14 protein-coding genes and 5 tRNA genes are annotated in these 16,532 nt (G+C 66.6%); 6 read left to right on the top strand and 13 right to left on the bottom strand.

The window, feature by feature from the left end; genetic code table 11:
* Positions 1 to 61: 61 nt before the first annotated feature.
* Positions 62 to 3,367: a sensor domain-containing protein gene (locus SBP02_RS07875; protein ID WP_318645834.1), complete on the top strand. Its 3,306-nt coding sequence runs from the start codon at positions 62 to 64 to the stop codon at positions 3,365 to 3,367.
* A gap of 60 nt (positions 3,368 to 3,427) precedes the next feature.
* Here SBP02_RS07875 and SBP02_RS07870 read toward each other — a convergent pair whose 3' ends face one another.
* The gene (locus SBP02_RS07870) at positions 3,428 to 3,874 is read right to left on the bottom strand and encodes an Hsp20 family protein (RefSeq protein WP_318645833.1); all 447 of its coding nucleotides are present in this window, start codon (positions 3,872 to 3,874) and stop codon (positions 3,428 to 3,430) included.
* Positions 3,875 to 3,996: 122 nt separating this feature from the next.
* On the opposite strand from SBP02_RS07870, the gene SBP02_RS07865 reads away from it, so the two are divergent.
* Entirely contained in the window at positions 3,997 to 4,743 is a 747-nt protein-coding gene (locus SBP02_RS07865) for an SDR family oxidoreductase (RefSeq protein ID WP_318645832.1), read from the top strand.
* Positions 4,744 to 4,746: 3 nt separating this feature from the next.
* On the opposite strand, the gene SBP02_RS07860 is transcribed toward SBP02_RS07865, so the two are convergent.
* From SBP02_RS07860 to uvrB, 11 genes are all read right to left on the bottom strand, one after another.
* Entirely contained in the window at positions 4,747 to 5,730 is a 984-nt protein-coding gene (locus tag SBP02_RS07860) for a tRNA dihydrouridine synthase (RefSeq protein WP_318645831.1), read from the bottom strand.
* Between the two features lie 87 nt (positions 5,731 to 5,817).
* Positions 5,818 to 6,267: an acyl-CoA thioesterase gene (locus tag SBP02_RS07855; protein WP_318645830.1), complete on the bottom strand. Its 450-nt coding sequence runs from the start codon at positions 6,265 to 6,267 to the stop codon at positions 5,818 to 5,820.
* Positions 6,268 to 6,499: 232 nt separating this feature from the next.
* A complete protein-coding gene (locus SBP02_RS07850; RefSeq protein ID WP_318645829.1) occupies positions 6,500 to 7,342 on the bottom strand; it encodes an alpha/beta fold hydrolase in 843 nt (280 codons plus the stop codon).
* Between the two features lie 11 nt (positions 7,343 to 7,353).
* Positions 7,354 to 7,893, bottom strand: a complete 540-nt coding sequence (locus SBP02_RS07845; protein ID WP_318645828.1) for a TetR/AcrR family transcriptional regulator — start codon at positions 7,891 to 7,893, stop codon at positions 7,354 to 7,356.
* 173 nt (positions 7,894 to 8,066) lie between these two features.
* Positions 8,067 to 8,142: transfer RNA gene (locus tag SBP02_RS07840), tRNA-Glu, on the bottom strand.
* A gap of 50 nt (positions 8,143 to 8,192) precedes the next feature.
* A tRNA-Ala gene (locus tag SBP02_RS07835) sits at positions 8,193 to 8,268 on the bottom strand.
* Between the two features lie 50 nt (positions 8,269 to 8,318).
* A tRNA-Glu gene (locus SBP02_RS07830) sits at positions 8,319 to 8,394 on the bottom strand.
* Between the two features lie 65 nt (positions 8,395 to 8,459).
* Positions 8,460 to 8,535 (bottom strand) — tRNA-Ala (locus SBP02_RS07825).
* Between the two features lie 123 nt (positions 8,536 to 8,658).
* Entirely contained in the window at positions 8,659 to 10,140 is a 1,482-nt protein-coding gene (gene gltX / locus SBP02_RS07820) for a glutamate--tRNA ligase (protein ID WP_318645827.1), read from the bottom strand.
* A gap of 33 nt (positions 10,141 to 10,173) precedes the next feature.
* Positions 10,174 to 11,094: a LysR family transcriptional regulator gene (locus SBP02_RS07815; protein WP_318645826.1), complete on the bottom strand. Its 921-nt coding sequence runs from the start codon at positions 11,092 to 11,094 to the stop codon at positions 10,174 to 10,176.
* 99 nt (positions 11,095 to 11,193) lie between these two features.
* Entirely contained in the window at positions 11,194 to 13,209 is a 2,016-nt protein-coding gene (gene uvrB, locus SBP02_RS07810; protein ID WP_318645825.1) for an excinuclease ABC subunit UvrB, read from the bottom strand.
* 188 nt (positions 13,210 to 13,397) lie between these two features.
* Between uvrB and SBP02_RS07805 the strand changes: the two genes are divergently transcribed.
* The gene (locus SBP02_RS07805) at positions 13,398 to 14,594 is read left to right on the top strand and encodes an amino acid aminotransferase (RefSeq protein ID WP_318645824.1); all 1,197 of its coding nucleotides are present in this window, start codon (positions 13,398 to 13,400) and stop codon (positions 14,592 to 14,594) included.
* 65 nt (positions 14,595 to 14,659) lie between these two features.
* Positions 14,660 to 14,735: transfer RNA gene (locus tag SBP02_RS07800), tRNA-Asn, on the top strand.
* A 303-nt stretch (positions 14,736 to 15,038) separates the two neighbouring features.
* Here the strand turns inward: SBP02_RS07800 and SBP02_RS07795 are convergent.
* On the bottom strand, positions 15,039 to 15,362 hold the full coding sequence (locus SBP02_RS07795; protein ID WP_318645823.1) for a ComEA family DNA-binding protein: 324 nt from the start codon (positions 15,360 to 15,362) through the stop codon (positions 15,039 to 15,041).
* A gap of 268 nt (positions 15,363 to 15,630) precedes the next feature.
* On the opposite strand from SBP02_RS07795, the gene SBP02_RS07790 reads away from it, so the two are divergent.
* Positions 15,631 to 15,855 carry a DUF2061 domain-containing protein gene (locus tag SBP02_RS07790; protein ID WP_318645822.1) on the top strand — a complete coding sequence of 75 codons (225 nt, stop codon included), beginning with the start codon at positions 15,631 to 15,633 and terminating at the stop codon, positions 15,853 to 15,855.
* A 114-nt stretch (positions 15,856 to 15,969) separates the two neighbouring features.
* Positions 15,970 to 16,458 carry a GNAT family N-acetyltransferase gene (locus SBP02_RS07785; RefSeq protein ID WP_318645821.1) on the top strand — a complete coding sequence of 163 codons (489 nt, stop codon included), beginning with the start codon at positions 15,970 to 15,972 and terminating at the stop codon, positions 16,456 to 16,458.
* Positions 16,459 to 16,532 lie beyond the last annotated feature (74 nt).

Raw genomic sequence — 16,532 nt, 5'->3', positions numbered from 1 at the left:
TGCCAGCCAGCTCCATGCATCGGGCGCCTCGCCGCTCCAGCACCGCCAGAGGGGGTCGACCATGGCCAGAAGCAGTGACCGCCTCCCGCCCCTGCCGAGCGCTTCTCTATATGACGCGGCCGAAGCAGAGCAGGCCATCCAGGATAGTCCGCGCCTGCTCGAGGCGCTGAACGGCGCCCGCCTCGCGGCCTGGCACTGGGACATGCACGCCGACCGGATCAGCTGGTCCCCTGGCGCCGAGGCGCTGTTCGGCCTGCAGCCCGACGGCCTGGAGCGCCCCCCGATCGACTACCTCGGGCAAATCCTGCCGGAAGACCGCGACGAGGTGCTGCAGCGGCTCCACCGGATGCTCGATGGTCGCCCGACCCCCCACCCCGTCCACCATCGCATTCGCTGGCCGGATGGCAGCCTGCACTGGCTGGAGGTCAGTGGCCGTCTGCACCGGGACGACCACGGCAACCCGCACGGAACGGGCGTCATCCGCGAGATCGGCGAACAGCACGCACGCCGCCAAGACCAGAACCGCGGCGAGGACAAGTTCGCCAAGGCCTTCCACAACACCCCCGACACGGTGGTGATCACCGAGAAGGCCAGTGGCCGCTTCATCGAGATCAATGCCAGCTTCGAACGCCAGTTCGGCTGGAGCAAGAGCGAGGCCGTGGGCCGCACGTCTCTGGCCCTGGGGCTCTGGCTGCAGCCCGAGGACCGCCAGCGGCTTCTCGACGCCTTGCAGGACGACGGCAGCCTCCAGCCGGTCGAGACGCGCCTGGCCAGCCGCGACGGACAGATCACCGACAACCTGATTCACGGCGGCGAAATCGAGCTCGACGGCGTCGCCTGCCTGGTGCTGACGGTCCGTGACATCACTCGGCAGAGGGCGCAGGAGCAGGCCCTGAAGGACAGCCAGGAACGGCTGAACCTGGCGCTCGACTCGGCGGACCTCGGCACCTGGGACTGGCACATTCCCAGCGGCATCTTCTATGGCTCGGCGCGCGCGGCCGCCCTCCATGGGCTGCCCGCAGAACCCTACCAAGGTACATTCCAGCCATGCTTCGGTTGCGTGCCGCAGGAGGATCGTCAGGCCATGCGCCAGGCCTACGGCCAACTGCTCGAAGGCGCCAACAGCGAATACCAGCTGACCTATCGAGTGCGGCACCCCGACGGCAGCCTGCACTACGTGGAAAGCACGGCCAAGCTCTACCGCAACGACCAGGGCCACCCCCTGCGCATGGCCGGGGTGCTGACGGACATCAGCGAACGGGTCCGGCGCGAACAGCACCTGGCCGCCTCGGAGGAGAAGTTCGCCACCCTGTTCCAGAGCAGCCCCGACCCCATCTGCGTCTCACGCATCCGCGACGGCGTGTTCATCGAGGTCAACCCCAGCTTCAGCGAAACCTTCGGCTGGCCAGCCGAACAGATAGTCGGGCGCTGCGCCACCGACGTCGGCTTCTGGCACGACCTCGAGCAACGCCGCCGCCTGTTCGAGCAGCTGACCCGCGACCAGGGCCTGAGCAACGAGATCGCCCGCTTTCGCACCCGCGCCGGAACGACCCTCAACTGCGTGGTTTCCAGCCGCTTCATCCGCGTCGACCGCCAACTCTGCATCGCCAGCACCTTCCGCGACATCACCGAGCATCAACAGGCCGAGGCCGCGCTCAAGGCCAGTCAGGAGAAGTTCGCCAAGGCCTTCCACTCCAGCCCCGACGCCATCACCATCACCGAGCGCGACACGGCCCGTTATATCGAGGTCAACGAGGGCTTCACCCGCCTCACCGGCTACAGCTCGGCAGAAGTCATCGGCCGCAGTGCGCTGGAGCTGAACATCTGGGCCGAGCCCAGACAGCGCCAGGAGCTGCTCGAAGCGCTGCAGCGCGAGGGCCGCGTGCTGCACCGCGAGATGCTCGGCCGGCACCGTAGCGGCCAGGTCAAGACGGTGGAGGTCTCGGTGGAGCCGATCATGCTCGACGACACCCCCTGCCTGCTGCTGACCGCCCGCGACATCAGCCAACTGAAGGAGGCCCAGGCGCAGATCCAGCACCTGGCCTATCACGACTCCCTGACCAACCTGCCCAACCGCGCCCTGCTGATGGACCGCCTGACCCAGCAGATCGCCCTGCTCAAACGCCATCAGCTGCGCGGCGCCCTGCTGTTTCTCGACCTGGATCACTTCAAGCACATCAACGACTCCCTCGGCCATCCGGTGGGCGACGCGGTGCTCAAGCTGGTTACCGCGCGCCTGGAGGCCAGCGTGCGCCAGGAAGATACCGTGGCGCGCCTGGGCGGCGACGAGTTCGTGGTGCTGCTCAGCGGCCTGGAGGGCCCGCGTTCGAGCGTGACTCGCCAGGCTCGCACACTGGCGGACAAGTTGCGCCGCTTGCTGGCCGAACCCATGCGCCTGGATGGCCACCGCCTGCAGGTCACCCCGAGCATCGGCATCGCCCTGATCCCCGACCATGGCGACACCCCCGCCGATCTGCTCAAGCGCGCGGACATCGCCCTGTACCGTGCCAAGGACGCCGGACGCAACGCCATCCAGCTGTTCCGCAGCACCATGCAGCAGGCCGCCAGCGAACGCCTGCGCCTGGAAAACGACCTGCGCCTGGCCTTGGCCCGCGGCGAGTTCGAGCTGTACTTCCAACCCCAGGTGGACGCCCGCGACGGCCGGGTGATTGGCGCCGAGGTGCTGTTGCGCTGGATTCATCCGAGCCTAGGGCCGCAGTCCCCGGCCCTGTTCATTCACGTACTGGAAGACAGCGGCCTGATCCTCGACGTCGGCAACTGGGTCATTGCCGAGGCCTGCCATGCCTGCGCACAACTGCTCGAGGAAGGGCTGATCGCAGCCGAGACCTTCACCCTGTGCGTGAACATCAGCCCGCGACAATTCCGCCAGAACGACTTCGGCGACCGCGTGGAGAACAGCCTGCGCAACAGCGCCTTACCGCGCGCCATGCTCAAGCTGGAAATCACCGAAGGCATCGTCATCGAGAATATCGAGGACACCATCGCCAAGATGAAACGGCTGCAGCGCCTCGGCGTCAGCTTCGCCATGGACGACTTCGGCACCGGCTACAGTTCGCTGACCTACCTCAAGCGCCTGCCGGTGGACGTACTGAAGATCGACCAATCCTTCGTCCGCGATGCCACCCACGACCCCAACGATGCGGAAATCATTCGTGCCATCGCCGCCATGGCGCGCAGCCTGGGCCTGACGCTGATCGCCGAAGGGGTCGAACAGCAGGAGCAGCTGGACCTGCTCGAACAGCAGGGCTGCCACCTGTACCAAGGCTACCTGTTCAGCAGACCACTGCCGCTGGCGGAGTTCCGCGCCCTGCTGGCGCATTCGGCCCAGCGCCCGCCCCGGCGCTGAAAACCACGAGGGCGCCCTCTCCGACGGTGAGGGCGCCCTGCGCAGCACAACGAGAGGCGCTTAGCTGTCCAACGCCGGCCGCGCGCCATTGATGGGGATGCGCTTGGCCTTGGCCTCTTCCGGAACGATGCGCACCAAGTCGATGTTCAACAGGCCGTTGACCAGGTTGGCAGCCTTGACCTCGATATGATCGGCCAGGCGGAACGACAACTTGAAGGCACGCCGGGCGATGCCCTGGTACAGGTAGGTGATGCCGTCGGTGTCCTGCTCGCGCCGCCCGCCGGTGACGGTCAGTACGCCACGCTCGACCTGCAGGTCGAGGTCTTCCTCATGGAAGCCGGCCGCGGCGATGACGATGCGGTACTCGTCCTCGGCATGCTTCTCGACGTTGTACGGCGGATAGCTGCTGCCCGACTCGTTGCGCATGGCCGACTCGAACAGGTCGTTGAAGCGGTCGAAGCCGATGGACTGGCGGAACAGCGGGGTCATGGAAAATGCAGTGCTCATGGATAATCTCCTGAATAACAGCGAGTGATTCGACGCGGAGCCCGACTTCGGCGCCCCGCAAGAAAGAAGATGTGGTTGAGCGAAAGGATTTCAACCCCCAGGCAGACCGAGGAGAAAAACCGGTGGAACGAGTCATGCTGATTACCGGGGCCGCGCGCGGCATCGGCGCCGCTACCGCCCGCCTGGCCGCCGAGCGCGGCTATGCCCTGTGCCTGAACTACCGTCAGCGGCGCGACGCCGCCGAGGCCCTGGCCGCCGAGATAGTCGCGGCCGGCGGGCAGGCCATCGCCGTGCAGGCCGACGTGGCCGACGAGGCGCAGGTGACGACGCTGTTCGCCGAACTCGACCGCCGGTTCGGCCGACTCGACGTGCTGGTCAACAACGCCGGCATGCTGGAAACGCAGATGCGCCTGGAACAGATGGACGGCGCGCGCCTGCAGCGGGTGTTCGCCGCCAACGTGTTCGGCAGCTTCTACTGCGCCCGCGAGGCGGTCAAACGCATGTCGACCCGCCACGGCGGCCGTGGCGGCGCCATCGTCAACCTGTCGTCGGTAGCCGCGCGCCTCGGCGCCCCCGACGAGTACATCGACTACGCAGCAGCCAAGGGCGCCATCGACAGCCTGACCCTGGGTCTGGCCAAGGAGGTGGCCGGCGAAGGCATCCGCGTCAACGCCGTGCGCCCCGGGGTGATCGACACCGAGATCCACGCCTGCGGCGGCGAGCCGGGACGGGTGGCGCGGGTCAGCCGGAGCGTGCCCATGGGCCGCGGCGGCCTGGCCGAGGAAGTGGCCGAGGCGATCCTCTGGCTGGCCGGCGAGCAGGCCTCCTACACCAGCGGCGCGCTGCTGGATGTCGCCGGCGGACGCTGAGGCTCAGGCGCTGGCCAGCTGCTCCCGAGGCGCCGGCTCAGGCACCTCGACGCCGAGCAAGGCATCGAGCCGCGCGCAGTCGTTCTCCCGGCGCAGCAGGCCGAACAGTTCGACCGCCTGGGGGTAGCTGCGGGTCAGCATGGCCAGCCACTGCTTGAGGCGCCCCGGCGCATAGCGCGGCGACAGCTTGCGCCGGGCCTGCAGCCAGAAATCGGCGAGCAGGGGCTGCAGCTCGGCCCAGGTCATCTCGGCGACGGCCTGCCCGGCTCGCGCCGCGGCGATCTGCCGGGCCAGGTCCGGCCGCGCCACCAGGCCGCGGCCGAGCATGATGTCCTCGACCCCGCTGACCTCGCGGCAGCGGCGCCAGTCGCCCAGGGTCCACACCTCGCCGTTGGCGAACACCGGCACCGCCACCGCTTCCTGCACCCGCGCCACCCACTCCCAGTGGGCCGGCGGCTTGTAGCCCTCGACCTTGGTCCGCGCATGCACCACGAGCTGCGCGGCACCGCCCTCGGCCAGGGCGCGGGCACAGTCCAGGGCGTACTCCTTGTGGTCGAAGCCCAGGCGCATCTTCGCCGTCACTGGAATCTGCGGCGGCACGCTGCGGCGCACCTCGCGGACGATGGCATGCAGCAGCTCGGGCTCCTTGAGCAGCACCGCGCCGCCGCGGGACTTGTTCACCGTCTTGGCCGGGCAGCCGAAATTGAGGTCGATCACCGGCGCACCCAGGGTGCAGGAGAAGGCGGCGTTGTCCCCCAGGCAGGCCGGGTCGGAGCCGAGCAGCTGCACCCGCAGCGGCGTACCCGTGCGGGTCTGCGCGCCGGCGAACAGTTCCGGGGCGAGCTTGCGGTAGGTCGCCGCCGGCAGCAGCCGGTCGCTGACACGGATGAATTCGGTCACGCACCAGTCGATGCCGCCGACCCGGGTCAGCACATCGCGCAGTATGTTGTCGACCAGGCCCTCCATGGGCGCCAGGGCAATCTGCATAGCCTTACTCACGAAAAAACGCCACGTAGTGTACGCGGCGTGGCGCGGTGGATGAACAGACTCGACGGTGCCGGCACCGGCCGCTCGTCAGAGCTCCAGGGGAAAGGGCCGCTGCAGTGCGCGCCCGTAGCCCTCGACGAACTCGGCCGGCATGCGCTTGGGCTTGCCGCTGGACAGCTCGATGCAGACGAAGGTGGTCCTGGCCCGCAACAGGGTGACGCCGTCGGCCGGGCGGATCAGCTGGAAGCGCCGGTCCATCTTCAGGCGTTGGTCGGACTCGACTATCCAGGTGGACATCTGCAGCTCCTGGTCCTCGTAGGCGCTGGCCAGGTAGTCGACCTCATGGCGCACCACGGCCATGGCCCGATCCAGGCGCCGGTACTCGGCCAGATCCAGGCCCAGGTACTGCGAATGGCGCCAGGCGCAGCGCTCCAGCCAGCTGACGTAGACCGCGTTATTGGCGTGGCCGAGGCCATCGATGTCCTCGGCGCCGACGCGAATGTCGATGACGAACGGGTTGGCCAGGTCCCAGTTCATCGCACCGGCCCCGCTGCCATGGGGCGCGGCTGGCGCATCAGTTCCTCGATCCGCTTCATGATTGCTCCTCGTTGCATGCCCTGCCATTTCCGGTGGCCGAGCCGGCCGGGCATCATGGCGCCTTCGGCGCCAGGAAGCCAGGGGTCCGCAACGGATCGCCCTCTCCCGCATCACCTCCCCCACTCCGGACGCCCGTAGGCAGCCACAGGCGACGCCTCCACGACCAGCGGACTCAAGCCGTCAGTGGCACAACGGCGGCAGGCTGGCCGATCCTATCGAGCAGGTGCAGGGTCGCTTCGATCAGCCGCGGATCGCCCAGTACCCGCTGGTGCCCGCCCTGCTCCAGGCGCAGCAGCCGACTGTCGGGCCAGGCCTGGTGGATCGCCTCGGCCTCGGTGACGGGCACCAACGGATCGTCCGCCGCATGCACCACCAGGCCGGGCATATCCAGGTGATACTGCGCCACGTCGATCTGCCTGGCGGGCATGCCCGCCTTTTCCTCGACCAGGCGCACGAAGTGCGCCCGCGCCCTGGCCGGCAGCCCCATGTAGCGGGCGAAACCGCGCAACATGGTGAGGATGCGCCCTGGAGCGGCGATGGTCACCAGCGCCTCGGTGCGCAGGCCCAGCTGGGTCGCCAGCAGCGCACTGGCGCCCCCCATGGAATGGCCGATCACCGCCTTGAGCGGCGGCAGCTCGCTGGCGGCCTCGAGCATGGCCCGGGCGAACAGCACCACGTTCGCCTCGCGCCCCGGTGAACGCCCATGGGCCGGCGCATCCAGCGCGACCACCGCGTAACCGGCGCCCACCAGCGCCTTGATCAGCTCGGCGAACTGGGTCGGCCGCCCTTCCCAGCCATGCATCAGCAACACCACCGGGCCACTGCCCCAACGCAGCACCGACAGGCCGAAGCGCAAGGTCACCCGCTCGGCCTGGGCCAGCAGCGGCAGCTCCCAGTCCCGTAGCGGCAGGTCGCGCGGCGTCATGAAGGCCCGACGCATCCGCCCCGCCACCGCACGAGGGGCCAGCCTGCCAACGGTGGCGTTGAGTCCACGTACCCAGTTCAAGCTGCTCATAGCCTTTCTCCTCAAATGATCGCCGCCTTGGCGGCACGCAGGACGCGGTCGGACATCTCACCGGGGCCCAGCGCCCGCGCCAGCGCCAGCCCCCCGACCATCAATGCGATATCGGCGAGCACGCTGTTGGCCTCTTCCGGGCCACCCGCCAGCTTCGCCATCAGCAGTTCCAGGTGTTCGGCCAGCGCCTCGCGAAAGGCGTCCGGCAAACGCGCCAGCTCGCTCAGCGAACTCGGCAGCGGACAACCCAGCTCGGTGGCATCGCGATGCTTGCGCGAGAGGTAGAACGCCGCCACCAGCGCCCGCCGCTCGGCCGCGGGCAAGCGCTCGTCCATCTGGCCGATCAGGTCCTGGCGCTGACAGAGCAACTGCTTGAACGCCTCCAGCATCAGCGCATCCTTGCTCTCGAAGTGGGCGTAGAACCCTCCCACCGTCAGACCCGCCGCCCCCATCACCTCGCCGACGCTGGGCTCCGCGGGGCCGCGCTGCAACAGGGCGGCCCCCGCAGCCGAGAGAATGCGCTCGCGGGTCTGGGCTTTCTTGTCGCTCATGATCGCCTCCAGAAATATTACGATAGAAATATTACTCTCATAATATTTACAGGCAAGCACCAGCCACGACCGTCGGTCGGCAGCGGCGTGAAGAAAGGGAGATTCAAACCCGGAAAAACAAAAGGGCCACTCCGAAGGAGTGACCCTTAAAAATCCCGCAGAGCGGGCAAAACTGGCGTCCCCTAGGGGACTCGAACCCCTGTTACCGCCGTGAAAGGGCGGTGTCCTAGGCCACTAGACGAAGGGGACGAATCCTTCGAAGAACAAGGCCAGCACAGCGGCTGGCCTTGTCGTGGAATTGGTGGAGCTAGACGGGATCGAACCGTCGACCTCTTGCATGCCATGCAAGCGCTCTCCCAGCTGAGCTATAGCCCCGAAACCTTGCGGTCTGGCTGCAGCGCCTAAGCACTGCGGCTGGAATATAGTGGCGTCCCCTAGGGGACTCGAACCCCTGTTACCGCCGTGAAAGGGCGGTGTCCTAGGCCACTAGACGAAGGGGACGCAAAGCCCTTCAAAACTCAGCCGGTTACTGGAACCGACTGTGGCAAGCCTTTCGGCTTCGAGATTGGTGGAGCTAGACGGGATCGAACCGTCGACCTCTTGCATGCCATGCAAGCGCTCTCCCAGCTGAGCTATAGCCCCATCTCGTGGACGGGGCGCATGTTAAGGGCGCCCCTGGGTACTGTCAACAAGATTTTTATCACTTCCCTGTTTTTTTTCGCTGACATAACAATCACTTACCCCAATCCTTCGCCGACGGCTCGATCAGCCGATGGCCGCCAGCAGCTTTTCCCACTCCTTGTTCTCCTTCTTCGACACGCCACCGAGCAGCTCGATGGCCTGGCGCAGGCGGAAGCGGGTGAGGTCCGGGCCGAGGATTTCCATGGCGTCGAGCACCGACACCGAGCTGGCCTGACCGGTAATGGCGGCGAACATCAGCGGCATGGCATCGCGTAGCTTCAGCTCGAGGTGTTCGACCACCGCCTGGATGCAGCCGGTGATCCTGTCCTTCTCCCACTGGCGCAGGGCCTCCAGCTTCCACAGGATCAGCTGCATGACCTGACGCACCTGGTCGGGCGACAGCTTCTTATGCTCGAACAGCTTGGCGTCCAGGTTCAGGCCACCGGCGAAGAAGAAGCTCGCCAGCGGGGCGATCTGACTGAAGGTCTCCACCCGCCCCTGCACGTGGGGAGCGATCTTCATCAGGTAATCGGAGTTGAACGCCCACTTCTGCGCGCCGGCGGCGAACTCCTCGACGCTCAGTTCGCGCAGCCACTGGCCGTTGAGCCAGGACAGCTTCTCCAGGTCGAAGATCGGCCCGCCCAGGGACACGCGCTGGATGTCGAAGTGCTCGATCATCTCGGACAGCGAGAACTTCTCGCGCTCGTCGGGCATCGACCAGCCCATGCGCCCGAGGTAGTTGAGCATGGCCTGGGGCAGGAAACCCATGCGCTCGTAGAAGGTGATCGAGGTCGGGTTCTTGCGCTTGGACAGCTTGCTCTTGTCCGGATTGCGCAGCAGCGGCATATAGCACAGCTGCGGCTTGTCCCAGCCGAAGTACTCGTACAGCAGGATCAGCTTGGGCGCCGACGGCAGCCACTCCTCGCCGCGCAGCACATGGGTGATGCCCATCAGATGGTCGTCGACCACGTTGGCCAGGAAGTAGGTCGGCAGGCCATCGGTCTTCATCAGCACCTGCATGTCCATGCGGTCCCAGGGAATCTCCACCTCGCCGCGGAGCATGTCCGGCACCACGCATACGCCCTCGGTCGGCACCTTCATGCGCACCACGTTGGGTTCGCCGGCGGCCAGGCGCCGCTGCACCTCGTCCTGAGCCAGGTGCATGCAGTGGCCGTCGTAGCGCGGGGTCTGCTTGGCCTCGGTTTGCTCGGCGCGCAGCTTGTCCAGGCGCTCGGGGCTGCAGAAGCAGTGGAAGGCATGGCCCTTCTCCACCAGCTCGGCGGTGTACTGCTTGTAGATGTGCCCGCGCTCGCTCTGCCGGTACGGCCCGTGGGGACCGCCGACGTCCGGCCCCTCGCTCCACTCGATGCCCAGCCAGCGCAGGGCATCGAAAATCTGCTGCTCGGACTCGCGGGTCGAGCGCAGCTGATCGGTGTCTTCGATGCGCAGGATGAACTCGCCACCGTGCTGCCGGGCGAAGCACAGGTTGAACAGAGCAATATAGGCGGTGCCTACGTGCGGATCGCCGGTGGGCGATGGCGCGATACGGGTACGAACGGTGGTCATGGCGATTCTCGAGAAAATGAAGCGAAAGCCGATTTAAGGCGGCGATGTTACCAGCCCCGTGGGCGCCGGCTCCAGCAGCCGCCCCCCTTCGACCGGCAGGCTGCGCATGAGGAAGTCGAGAAAGGTCTTGACCTTCATCGCCTGGAAACGCCGGGAGGGATAGACCGCGTAGAGCTCGCCGGTCGGCAGGCACGCGTCGGGCAGCAGGTGCACCAGACGCCCGCTAAGCAGGGCCTCCGCGCAGATCATCCGCGGCAGGCCGGCGATACCGGCGCCGGCCAGGGCCGCCTCGCGGGCGAAGGTGATGTTGTTGCACGCCAGCACCCGCTGACAGGACAGGCTCTCCCCCAGCAGCGGCCAATGGCGCGGCGAGTCATGGGGCAGCAGGATCGCCCGGTGCCCCTCGAGTTCGGCCACTGTCTGCGGCGTACCCTGGGCTCGCAGGTAGGCGGGACTGGCGCACAGGCGCCGCTCGACCTCGAACAGCTTGCGTGCGATCAGCGTCGAATCCTGCGGCTGGCCGACCAGGATGGCGATGTCCACGCCCTCCTCCACCGGGTCGACATGGCGCGAGGTCAGCTCCACCTCAGCGGTGATCTGCGGGTACTGGCGCATGAACTCGCCGAGCACCCGGCCGAGCAGCAGCTGGCCGAATTCGATGGGGGCGGTGATGCGCAGCAGGCCGGATGGCGCTTGCTGCAGCTGCATGACCGCCTGCTCGGCTTCGGCGAAGTCCAGCATGATCTGCCGGCAGCGCTCGTAGTAGGCCTGGCCTACCTCGGTCAGGCGCAGCTTGCGCGTGGTGCGGTTGAGCAGGCGCACGCCGAGGCGCTCCTCCAGCAGGACGATGCGCCGGCTCACCGTGGACTTCTGCATGCCCAGGCCCTGGGCCGCCAGGGTGAAGCTGTGGCACTCGACCACCCGGGTGAAGATCAACGCATCATCCAGACCCATCAGCATTTCTCACAGTCAACAAAGCGCAGGAAGTCTAACGGCCACGGGCGAGGATGGAACAGCTCATGCATTGCCCAGAGCCGCGGCGGCAGCGCCCCCTCACACCTGCAGCAGGCGCTCGCGCAGCTTCTGGATCTCGTCACGCAGCTGCGCCGCCGCCTCGAACTCCAGGTCGCGAGCCAGCGCGTACATCTTCTCCTCCAGCTGGCGGATGCGCTTGGTGATCTCGCTGGGCGAACGCAGTTCGCTCTCGTAGCGCGCGCTTTCCTCGGCGGCCTGGGCCATGCCCTTGCGCTTCTTGCTGCGCGAACCCGGCACGGTGGCGCCCTCGAGGATGTCCTGGACGTCCTTCTTCACCCCCTTGGGCACGATGCCGTGGGCCTGGTTGAAGGCGATCTGCTTGTCGCGGCGGCGCTCGGTCTCGCCGATGGCGCGCTCCATGGAGCCGGTCATGCGGTCGGCGTAGAGGATCGCCTTGCCGTTGAGGTTGCGTGCGGCGCGGCCGATGGTCTGGATCAGCGAGCGCTCGCTGCGCAGGAAGCCCTCCTTGTCGGCATCGAGAATGGCCACCAGCGACACCTCCGGCATGTCCAGCCCCTCGCGCAGCAGGTTGATGCCGACCAGCACGTCGAAGGCGCCGATGCGCAGGTCGCGGATGATCTCGACCCGCTCCACCGTGTCGATGTCCGAGTGCAGGTAGCGCACCTTCACGCCGTGGTCGGCCAGGTAGTCGGTCAGGTCCTCGGCCATGCGCTTGGTCAGGGTGGTGACCAGCACCCGCTCCTCCAGGGCCACGCGCTTGTGGATCTCCGACAGCAGGTCGTCGACCTGGGTCAGGGCCGGGCGCACCTCCACCTCGGGGTCGACCAGACCGGTAGGCCGCACCACCTGTTCGATCACCCGCCCGGCATGATCGGCCTCGTAGGGCCCCGGGGTGGCCGAGACGAAGATGGTCTGCGGACTGGCCGCCTCCCACTCCTCGAAGCGCATGGGCCGGTTGTCCAGGGCCGAGGGCAGGCGGAAGCCGTACTCCACCAGGGTCTCCTTGCGCGAGCGGTCGCCCTTGTACATGGCGCCGACCTGGGGCACCGACACGTGGGACTCGTCGATCACCAGCAGGGCCTGGTCCGGCAGGTAGTCGTAGAGGGTCGGCGGCGGCTCGCCCGGGCCGCGTCCGGACAGGTAGCGCGAGTAGTTCTCGATGCCGTTGCAGTAGCCCAGCTCGAGGATCATCTCCAGATCGAAGCGAGTGCGCTGCTCCAGGCGCTGGGCCTCCACCAGCTTGCCCGCGCCGCGCAGGTATTCCAGGCGCTCGGCCAGCTCGGCCTTGATGCCATCGACCGCCTGCAGCAGGGTCTCGCGCGGGGTGACGTAATGGCTCTTGGGGTAGAAGGTGAAGCGCGGCAGCTTGCGGATCACCTCGCCGGTCAGCGGGTCGAAGGCGGCGATGCTCTCCACCTCGTCGTCGAACAGCTCGATGCGGATGGCCTCCAGGTCCGATTCGGCCGGGAAGATGTCGATCACGTCGCCGCGCACGCGGAAGCTGGCGCGGGCGAAGTCCATGTCGTTGCGCGTGTACTGCAGGTCGGCCAGGCGCCGCAGCAGGGCGCGCTGGTCCAGCTTGTCGCCGCGGTCGACGTGCAGCACCATCTTCAGGTAGGTCTCGGGGCTGCCCAGGCCGTAGATACAGGACACCGTGGTGACGATGATGGCGTCCGGCCGTTCCAGCAGTGCCTTGGTCGCCGACAGGCGCATCTGCTCGATATGGTCGTTGATCGAGGCGTCCTTCTCGATGAAGGTGTCGGACGAGGGCACGTAAGCCTCGGGCTGGTAATAGTCGTAGTAGGAGACGAAGTACTCCACCGCGTTGTGCGGAAAGAACGCCTTGAACTCGCCATAGAGCTGCGCCGCCAGGGTCTTGTTCGGTGCCAGCACCAGGGTCGGACGCTGCACCTGGGCGATCACGTTGGCGATGGCGAAGGTCTTGCCCGAGCCGGTGACGCCCAGCAGGGTCTGGTGCGACAAGCCCGCCTCCAACCCCTCGACCATCTGCCGAATCGCCTCCGGCTGGTCGCCGGCAGGCTGGAATCGGGTGACCAGTTGGAACTCGGACATAGCTGACCTCGACAAGCGGTTGTGACGCAGACGCAAAGCCTACGTCAAACCCGGTGTAAAAGCGTGTGCACGCTGTCGCGGCACATGATCTGGACCGTTATACTAACGGCCCATTTGCGCAACCCCTAGCTGCAGTCGTAGCCGGGTGTTGCAGACACCCACCCCTCTTCCCCCGAGCTGCCGCATCCATGAGTCTGTTCTCTGCCGTCGAAATGGCACCGCGCGACCCGATCCTGGGCCTGAACGAAGCATTCAACGCCGACCCCCGCGCCACCAAGGTCAACCTCGGCGTGGGCGTGTACACCAACGAAGAGGGGCGCATTCCGCTGCTGCGCGCGGTGGCCGAAGCCGAGAACGCTCTGACCGCCAAGCACGCGCCGCGCGGCTACCTGCCGATCGAAGGCATCGCTGCCTACGACCAGGCCGTGCAGACCCTGCTGTTCGGCGCCGGATCGGCGCTGATCGAAGGCGGCCGGGTGATCACCGCCCAGGCCCTGGGTGGCACCGGCGCGCTGAAGATCGGCGCCGACTTCCTCAAGCGCCTGCTGCCGGACGCCACCGTCGCCATCAGCGACCCGAGCTGGGAGAACCACCGCGCGCTGTTCGAAGCCGCCGGTTTCCCGGTGCGTAACTACCGTTACTACGATGCCTTCAGCAACGGCGTCAACCGCGGCGGCCTGCTGGAAGACCTGAAGAACCTGCCGGCCCGTTCCATCGTGGTGCTGCATGCCTGCTGCCACAACCCGACCGGCGTCGACCTGAGCATGGACGACTGGCAGGCCGTGCTGGAAATCGTCCGCGAGCGCGAGCACGTGCCCTTCCTCGACATCGCCTACCAGGGCTTCGGCGACGGCATCGAGGAAGACGCTGCCGCCGTGCGCCTGTTCGCCCAGTCGGGGCTGACCTTCTTCGTCTCCAGTTCCTTCTCCAAGTCCTTCTCGCTGTACGGCGAGCGGGTCGGCGCGCTGTCCATCGTCACCGGCTCGCAGGACGAGACCGGCCGCGTGCTGTCGCAGCTCAAGCGGGTGATCCGCACCAACTACTCCAACCCGCCGACCCACGGCGCCAGCGTGGTCGCCGCGGTACTGGGCAGCCCCGAGCTGCGCGCCATGTGGGAGGCCGAACTGGGCGAGATGCGCGAGCGCATCCGCGGCATGCGCCTGGCCATGGTCGAGCAGCTGGCGGCCCTGGACGCCAAGCGCGATTTCGGCTTCGTCGCCCAGCAGCGCGGCATGTTCTCCTACTCGGGCCTGACCACCGAACAGGTGGAGCGCCTGAAGAGCGAATTCGCCATCTATGCGGTCGGCACCGGACGCATCTGCGTGGCGGCCCTGAACCAGCGCAACCTGCCGTTCGTCACCCAGGCCATCGCCCAGGTCCTCTAAGCCAGAACGGGAAGTCGACAGAGGCTTGACTTCCCCTTTTTAATCAGTAGGATACGCCTCGTTGTTCCGCGATAGCTCAGTCGGTAGAGCAAATGACTGTTAATCATTGGGTCCCTGGTTCGAGTCCAGGTCGCGGAGCCAAATTCGAAAGCCTCGGTTAATACCGGGGCTTTCTTGTTTCTACCGGACTCTCACCAGGGACTGCGTCCCAGGTCATTCGGCCTGCGGCCTCACCCTTCGGGCCGCGCTAAAGCGCGTTCAGCTGCGCTGTCGAGTCCAGGTCGCGGAGCCAAATTCGAAAACCTCGGTTAATACCGGGGCTTTCTTGTTTCTACCGGGACTCACCCGGGACGGCGTCCTGGGTTGTCTGGGCTCTGCCCAATCTTTTCCCAGACAGTAGAAAGCCGGTCAGCGACCGGCCTTCTACTCTATCGCCGCGCCCGACTAATCGACGCTGAGCTTGTCACGATTCTTCGCCAGGGTGGCTTCGCCTATGCCCTTGACCTCCAGCAGCTCCTCGACCGCAGCGAACGGACCGTTGGCCTCGCGGTACTCGACGATGGCCCTGGCCTTCACCTCGCCGATGCCGTTGAGCTCACGCTTGAGCGTGGCGGCATCGGCGGTATTGAGATTGATCCTGCCGACCTCTGCCACCTGAGCGACGACGGGCTCGACCGGGGCGCTCTTGGCCGGTTCGGCGGCCAGGGCGGCGGCGGAGGAAAACGCCAGGACGGCAGCCAGCAGGGAAGCGATGTAGCTTTTATGCATGATGAAATTCCTTTTAGTTGATAATCGATCGAGAGCTGACCGGCGCGGACTTCCATGCGCCGCGCCATTCAAATTAGCCGTAGCCTTGGGCCTGTCAAATCGCCCCACGTGAAACGCCTTCGCGCCCGCGCCACCCGCGGGTCCGCCTCTCGGCGCCCCACCAAAATAGATAGTTTCTATCGATAGAATCTTATAACTGCATTTCATCTATTCAAGGGCAGACCCTAGAGTGGACGCCAGTAGCGAACACTGCTCACTAGAGGCCGCCATGCTCAAGACCCTGACCTTCACCCTGATGCACTTCTGCATCGCCTTCGCGGTGACCTACGCGCTGACCGGCAGCGTAGCCGCCAGCGGCCTGGTCGCCGCCATCGAGCCCCTGTGCAACTCGCTCGGTTTCTATTGTCACGAGAAAATCTGGCAGCGCTTCGAGCGCGGCCAGCACCCCAAGGCCGAGCGCCCGCCCCATGCCTGGCTGCATCACCAGGCCTGAAACCACCGCTGCCGGCAGCCGCACCGGGGCCCAGCCAGCGAGCCAGTCGCCATGGTTGCCATGCGGGCCCAGGGCGCGGCATGCTCGGACCTTTGCCGGTCACAAGGAGCGACCATGAGCCGTCTGCAGATCCGCCCCGCCCAGCCCGAAGACACCGACCTGATCCTCACGCTGATCCGCGAACTGGCCGACTACGAGAGACTCGGCGACCAGGTGGTCGCCGAGCCGGCCCAACTGGCCGAGCACCTGTTCGGCCCGCGCCCCTATGCCGAGGTGCTGATCGGCGAGCTGGACGGCCAGGCCGCAGGCTTTGCCCTGTTCTTCCACAACTTCTCGACCTTCCTCGGCCAGCCCGGCATCTACCTCGAGGACCTCTATGTGCGCCCCGCAGCACGCGGCGCCGGCCTGGGCAAGGCTCTGCTCTCGCGTCTGGCGAACCTGACGGTCGAACGTGACTGCGGCCGCCTGGACTGGGCGGTGCTGAACTGGAACGAGCCGGCCCTCGACTTCTACCGCAGCCTCGGCGCCCGCCCACAGGATGACTGGACGGGCTATCGCCTGACCGGCCCGGCGTTGCATGCATTAGCGGAAAAACCGGCCTGAACGGCACTCGCTCGACTTACCGCTGTCTTAAGGCGCGTATTCACTCGCCCCATTCTTCTCCCTGGGACTCAAGT

The sequence above is a fragment of the Pseudomonas benzenivorans genome (assembly GCF_033547155.1).
Lineage (GTDB): Bacteria > Pseudomonadota > Gammaproteobacteria > Pseudomonadales > Pseudomonadaceae > Aquipseudomonas > Aquipseudomonas benzenivorans_B.
The sequence above is the reverse complement of the archived record's forward strand: the minus strand, read 5'-3'. Positions and strand labels throughout refer to the sequence as shown.

Bases quoted from the DNA above. Each gene is read 5' to 3' on its own strand.
- SBP02_RS07805 (WP_318645824.1), top strand. From the start codon at position 13,398: ATGAGTCTGTTCTCTGCCGTCGAAATGGCACCGCGCGACCCGATCCTG.
- uvrB (WP_318645825.1), bottom strand. From the start codon at position 13,209: ATGTCCGAGTTCCAACTGGTCACCCGATTCCAGCCTGCCGGCGACCAG.
- SBP02_RS07795 (WP_318645823.1), bottom strand. From the start codon at position 15,362: ATGCATAAAAGCTACATCGCTTCCCTGCTGGCTGCCGTCCTGGCGTTT.
- SBP02_RS07790 (WP_318645822.1), top strand. From the start codon at position 15,631: ATGCTCAAGACCCTGACCTTCACCCTGATGCACTTCTGCATCGCCTTC.
- SBP02_RS07860 (WP_318645831.1), bottom strand. From the start codon at position 5,730: ATGCAGATTGCCCTGGCGCCCATGGAGGGCCTGGTCGACAACATACTG.
- SBP02_RS07815 (WP_318645826.1), bottom strand. From the start codon at position 11,094: ATGGGTCTGGATGATGCGTTGATCTTCACCCGGGTGGTCGAGTGCCAC.
- SBP02_RS07855 (WP_318645830.1), bottom strand. From the start codon at position 6,267: ATGAACTGGGACCTGGCCAACCCGTTCGTCATCGACATTCGCGTCGGC.
- SBP02_RS07875 (WP_318645834.1), top strand. From the start codon at position 62: ATGGCCAGAAGCAGTGACCGCCTCCCGCCCCTGCCGAGCGCTTCTCTA.
- SBP02_RS07845 (WP_318645828.1), bottom strand. From the start codon at position 7,893: ATGAGCGACAAGAAAGCCCAGACCCGCGAGCGCATTCTCTCGGCTGCG.
- SBP02_RS07870 (WP_318645833.1), bottom strand. From the start codon at position 3,874: ATGAGCACTGCATTTTCCATGACCCCGCTGTTCCGCCAGTCCATCGGC.
- SBP02_RS07785 (WP_318645821.1), top strand. From the start codon at position 15,970: ATGAGCCGTCTGCAGATCCGCCCCGCCCAGCCCGAAGACACCGACCTG.
- gltX (WP_318645827.1), bottom strand. From the start codon at position 10,140: ATGACCACCGTTCGTACCCGTATCGCGCCATCGCCCACCGGCGATCCG.
- SBP02_RS07850 (WP_318645829.1), bottom strand. From the start codon at position 7,342: ATGAGCAGCTTGAACTGGGTACGTGGACTCAACGCCACCGTTGGCAGG.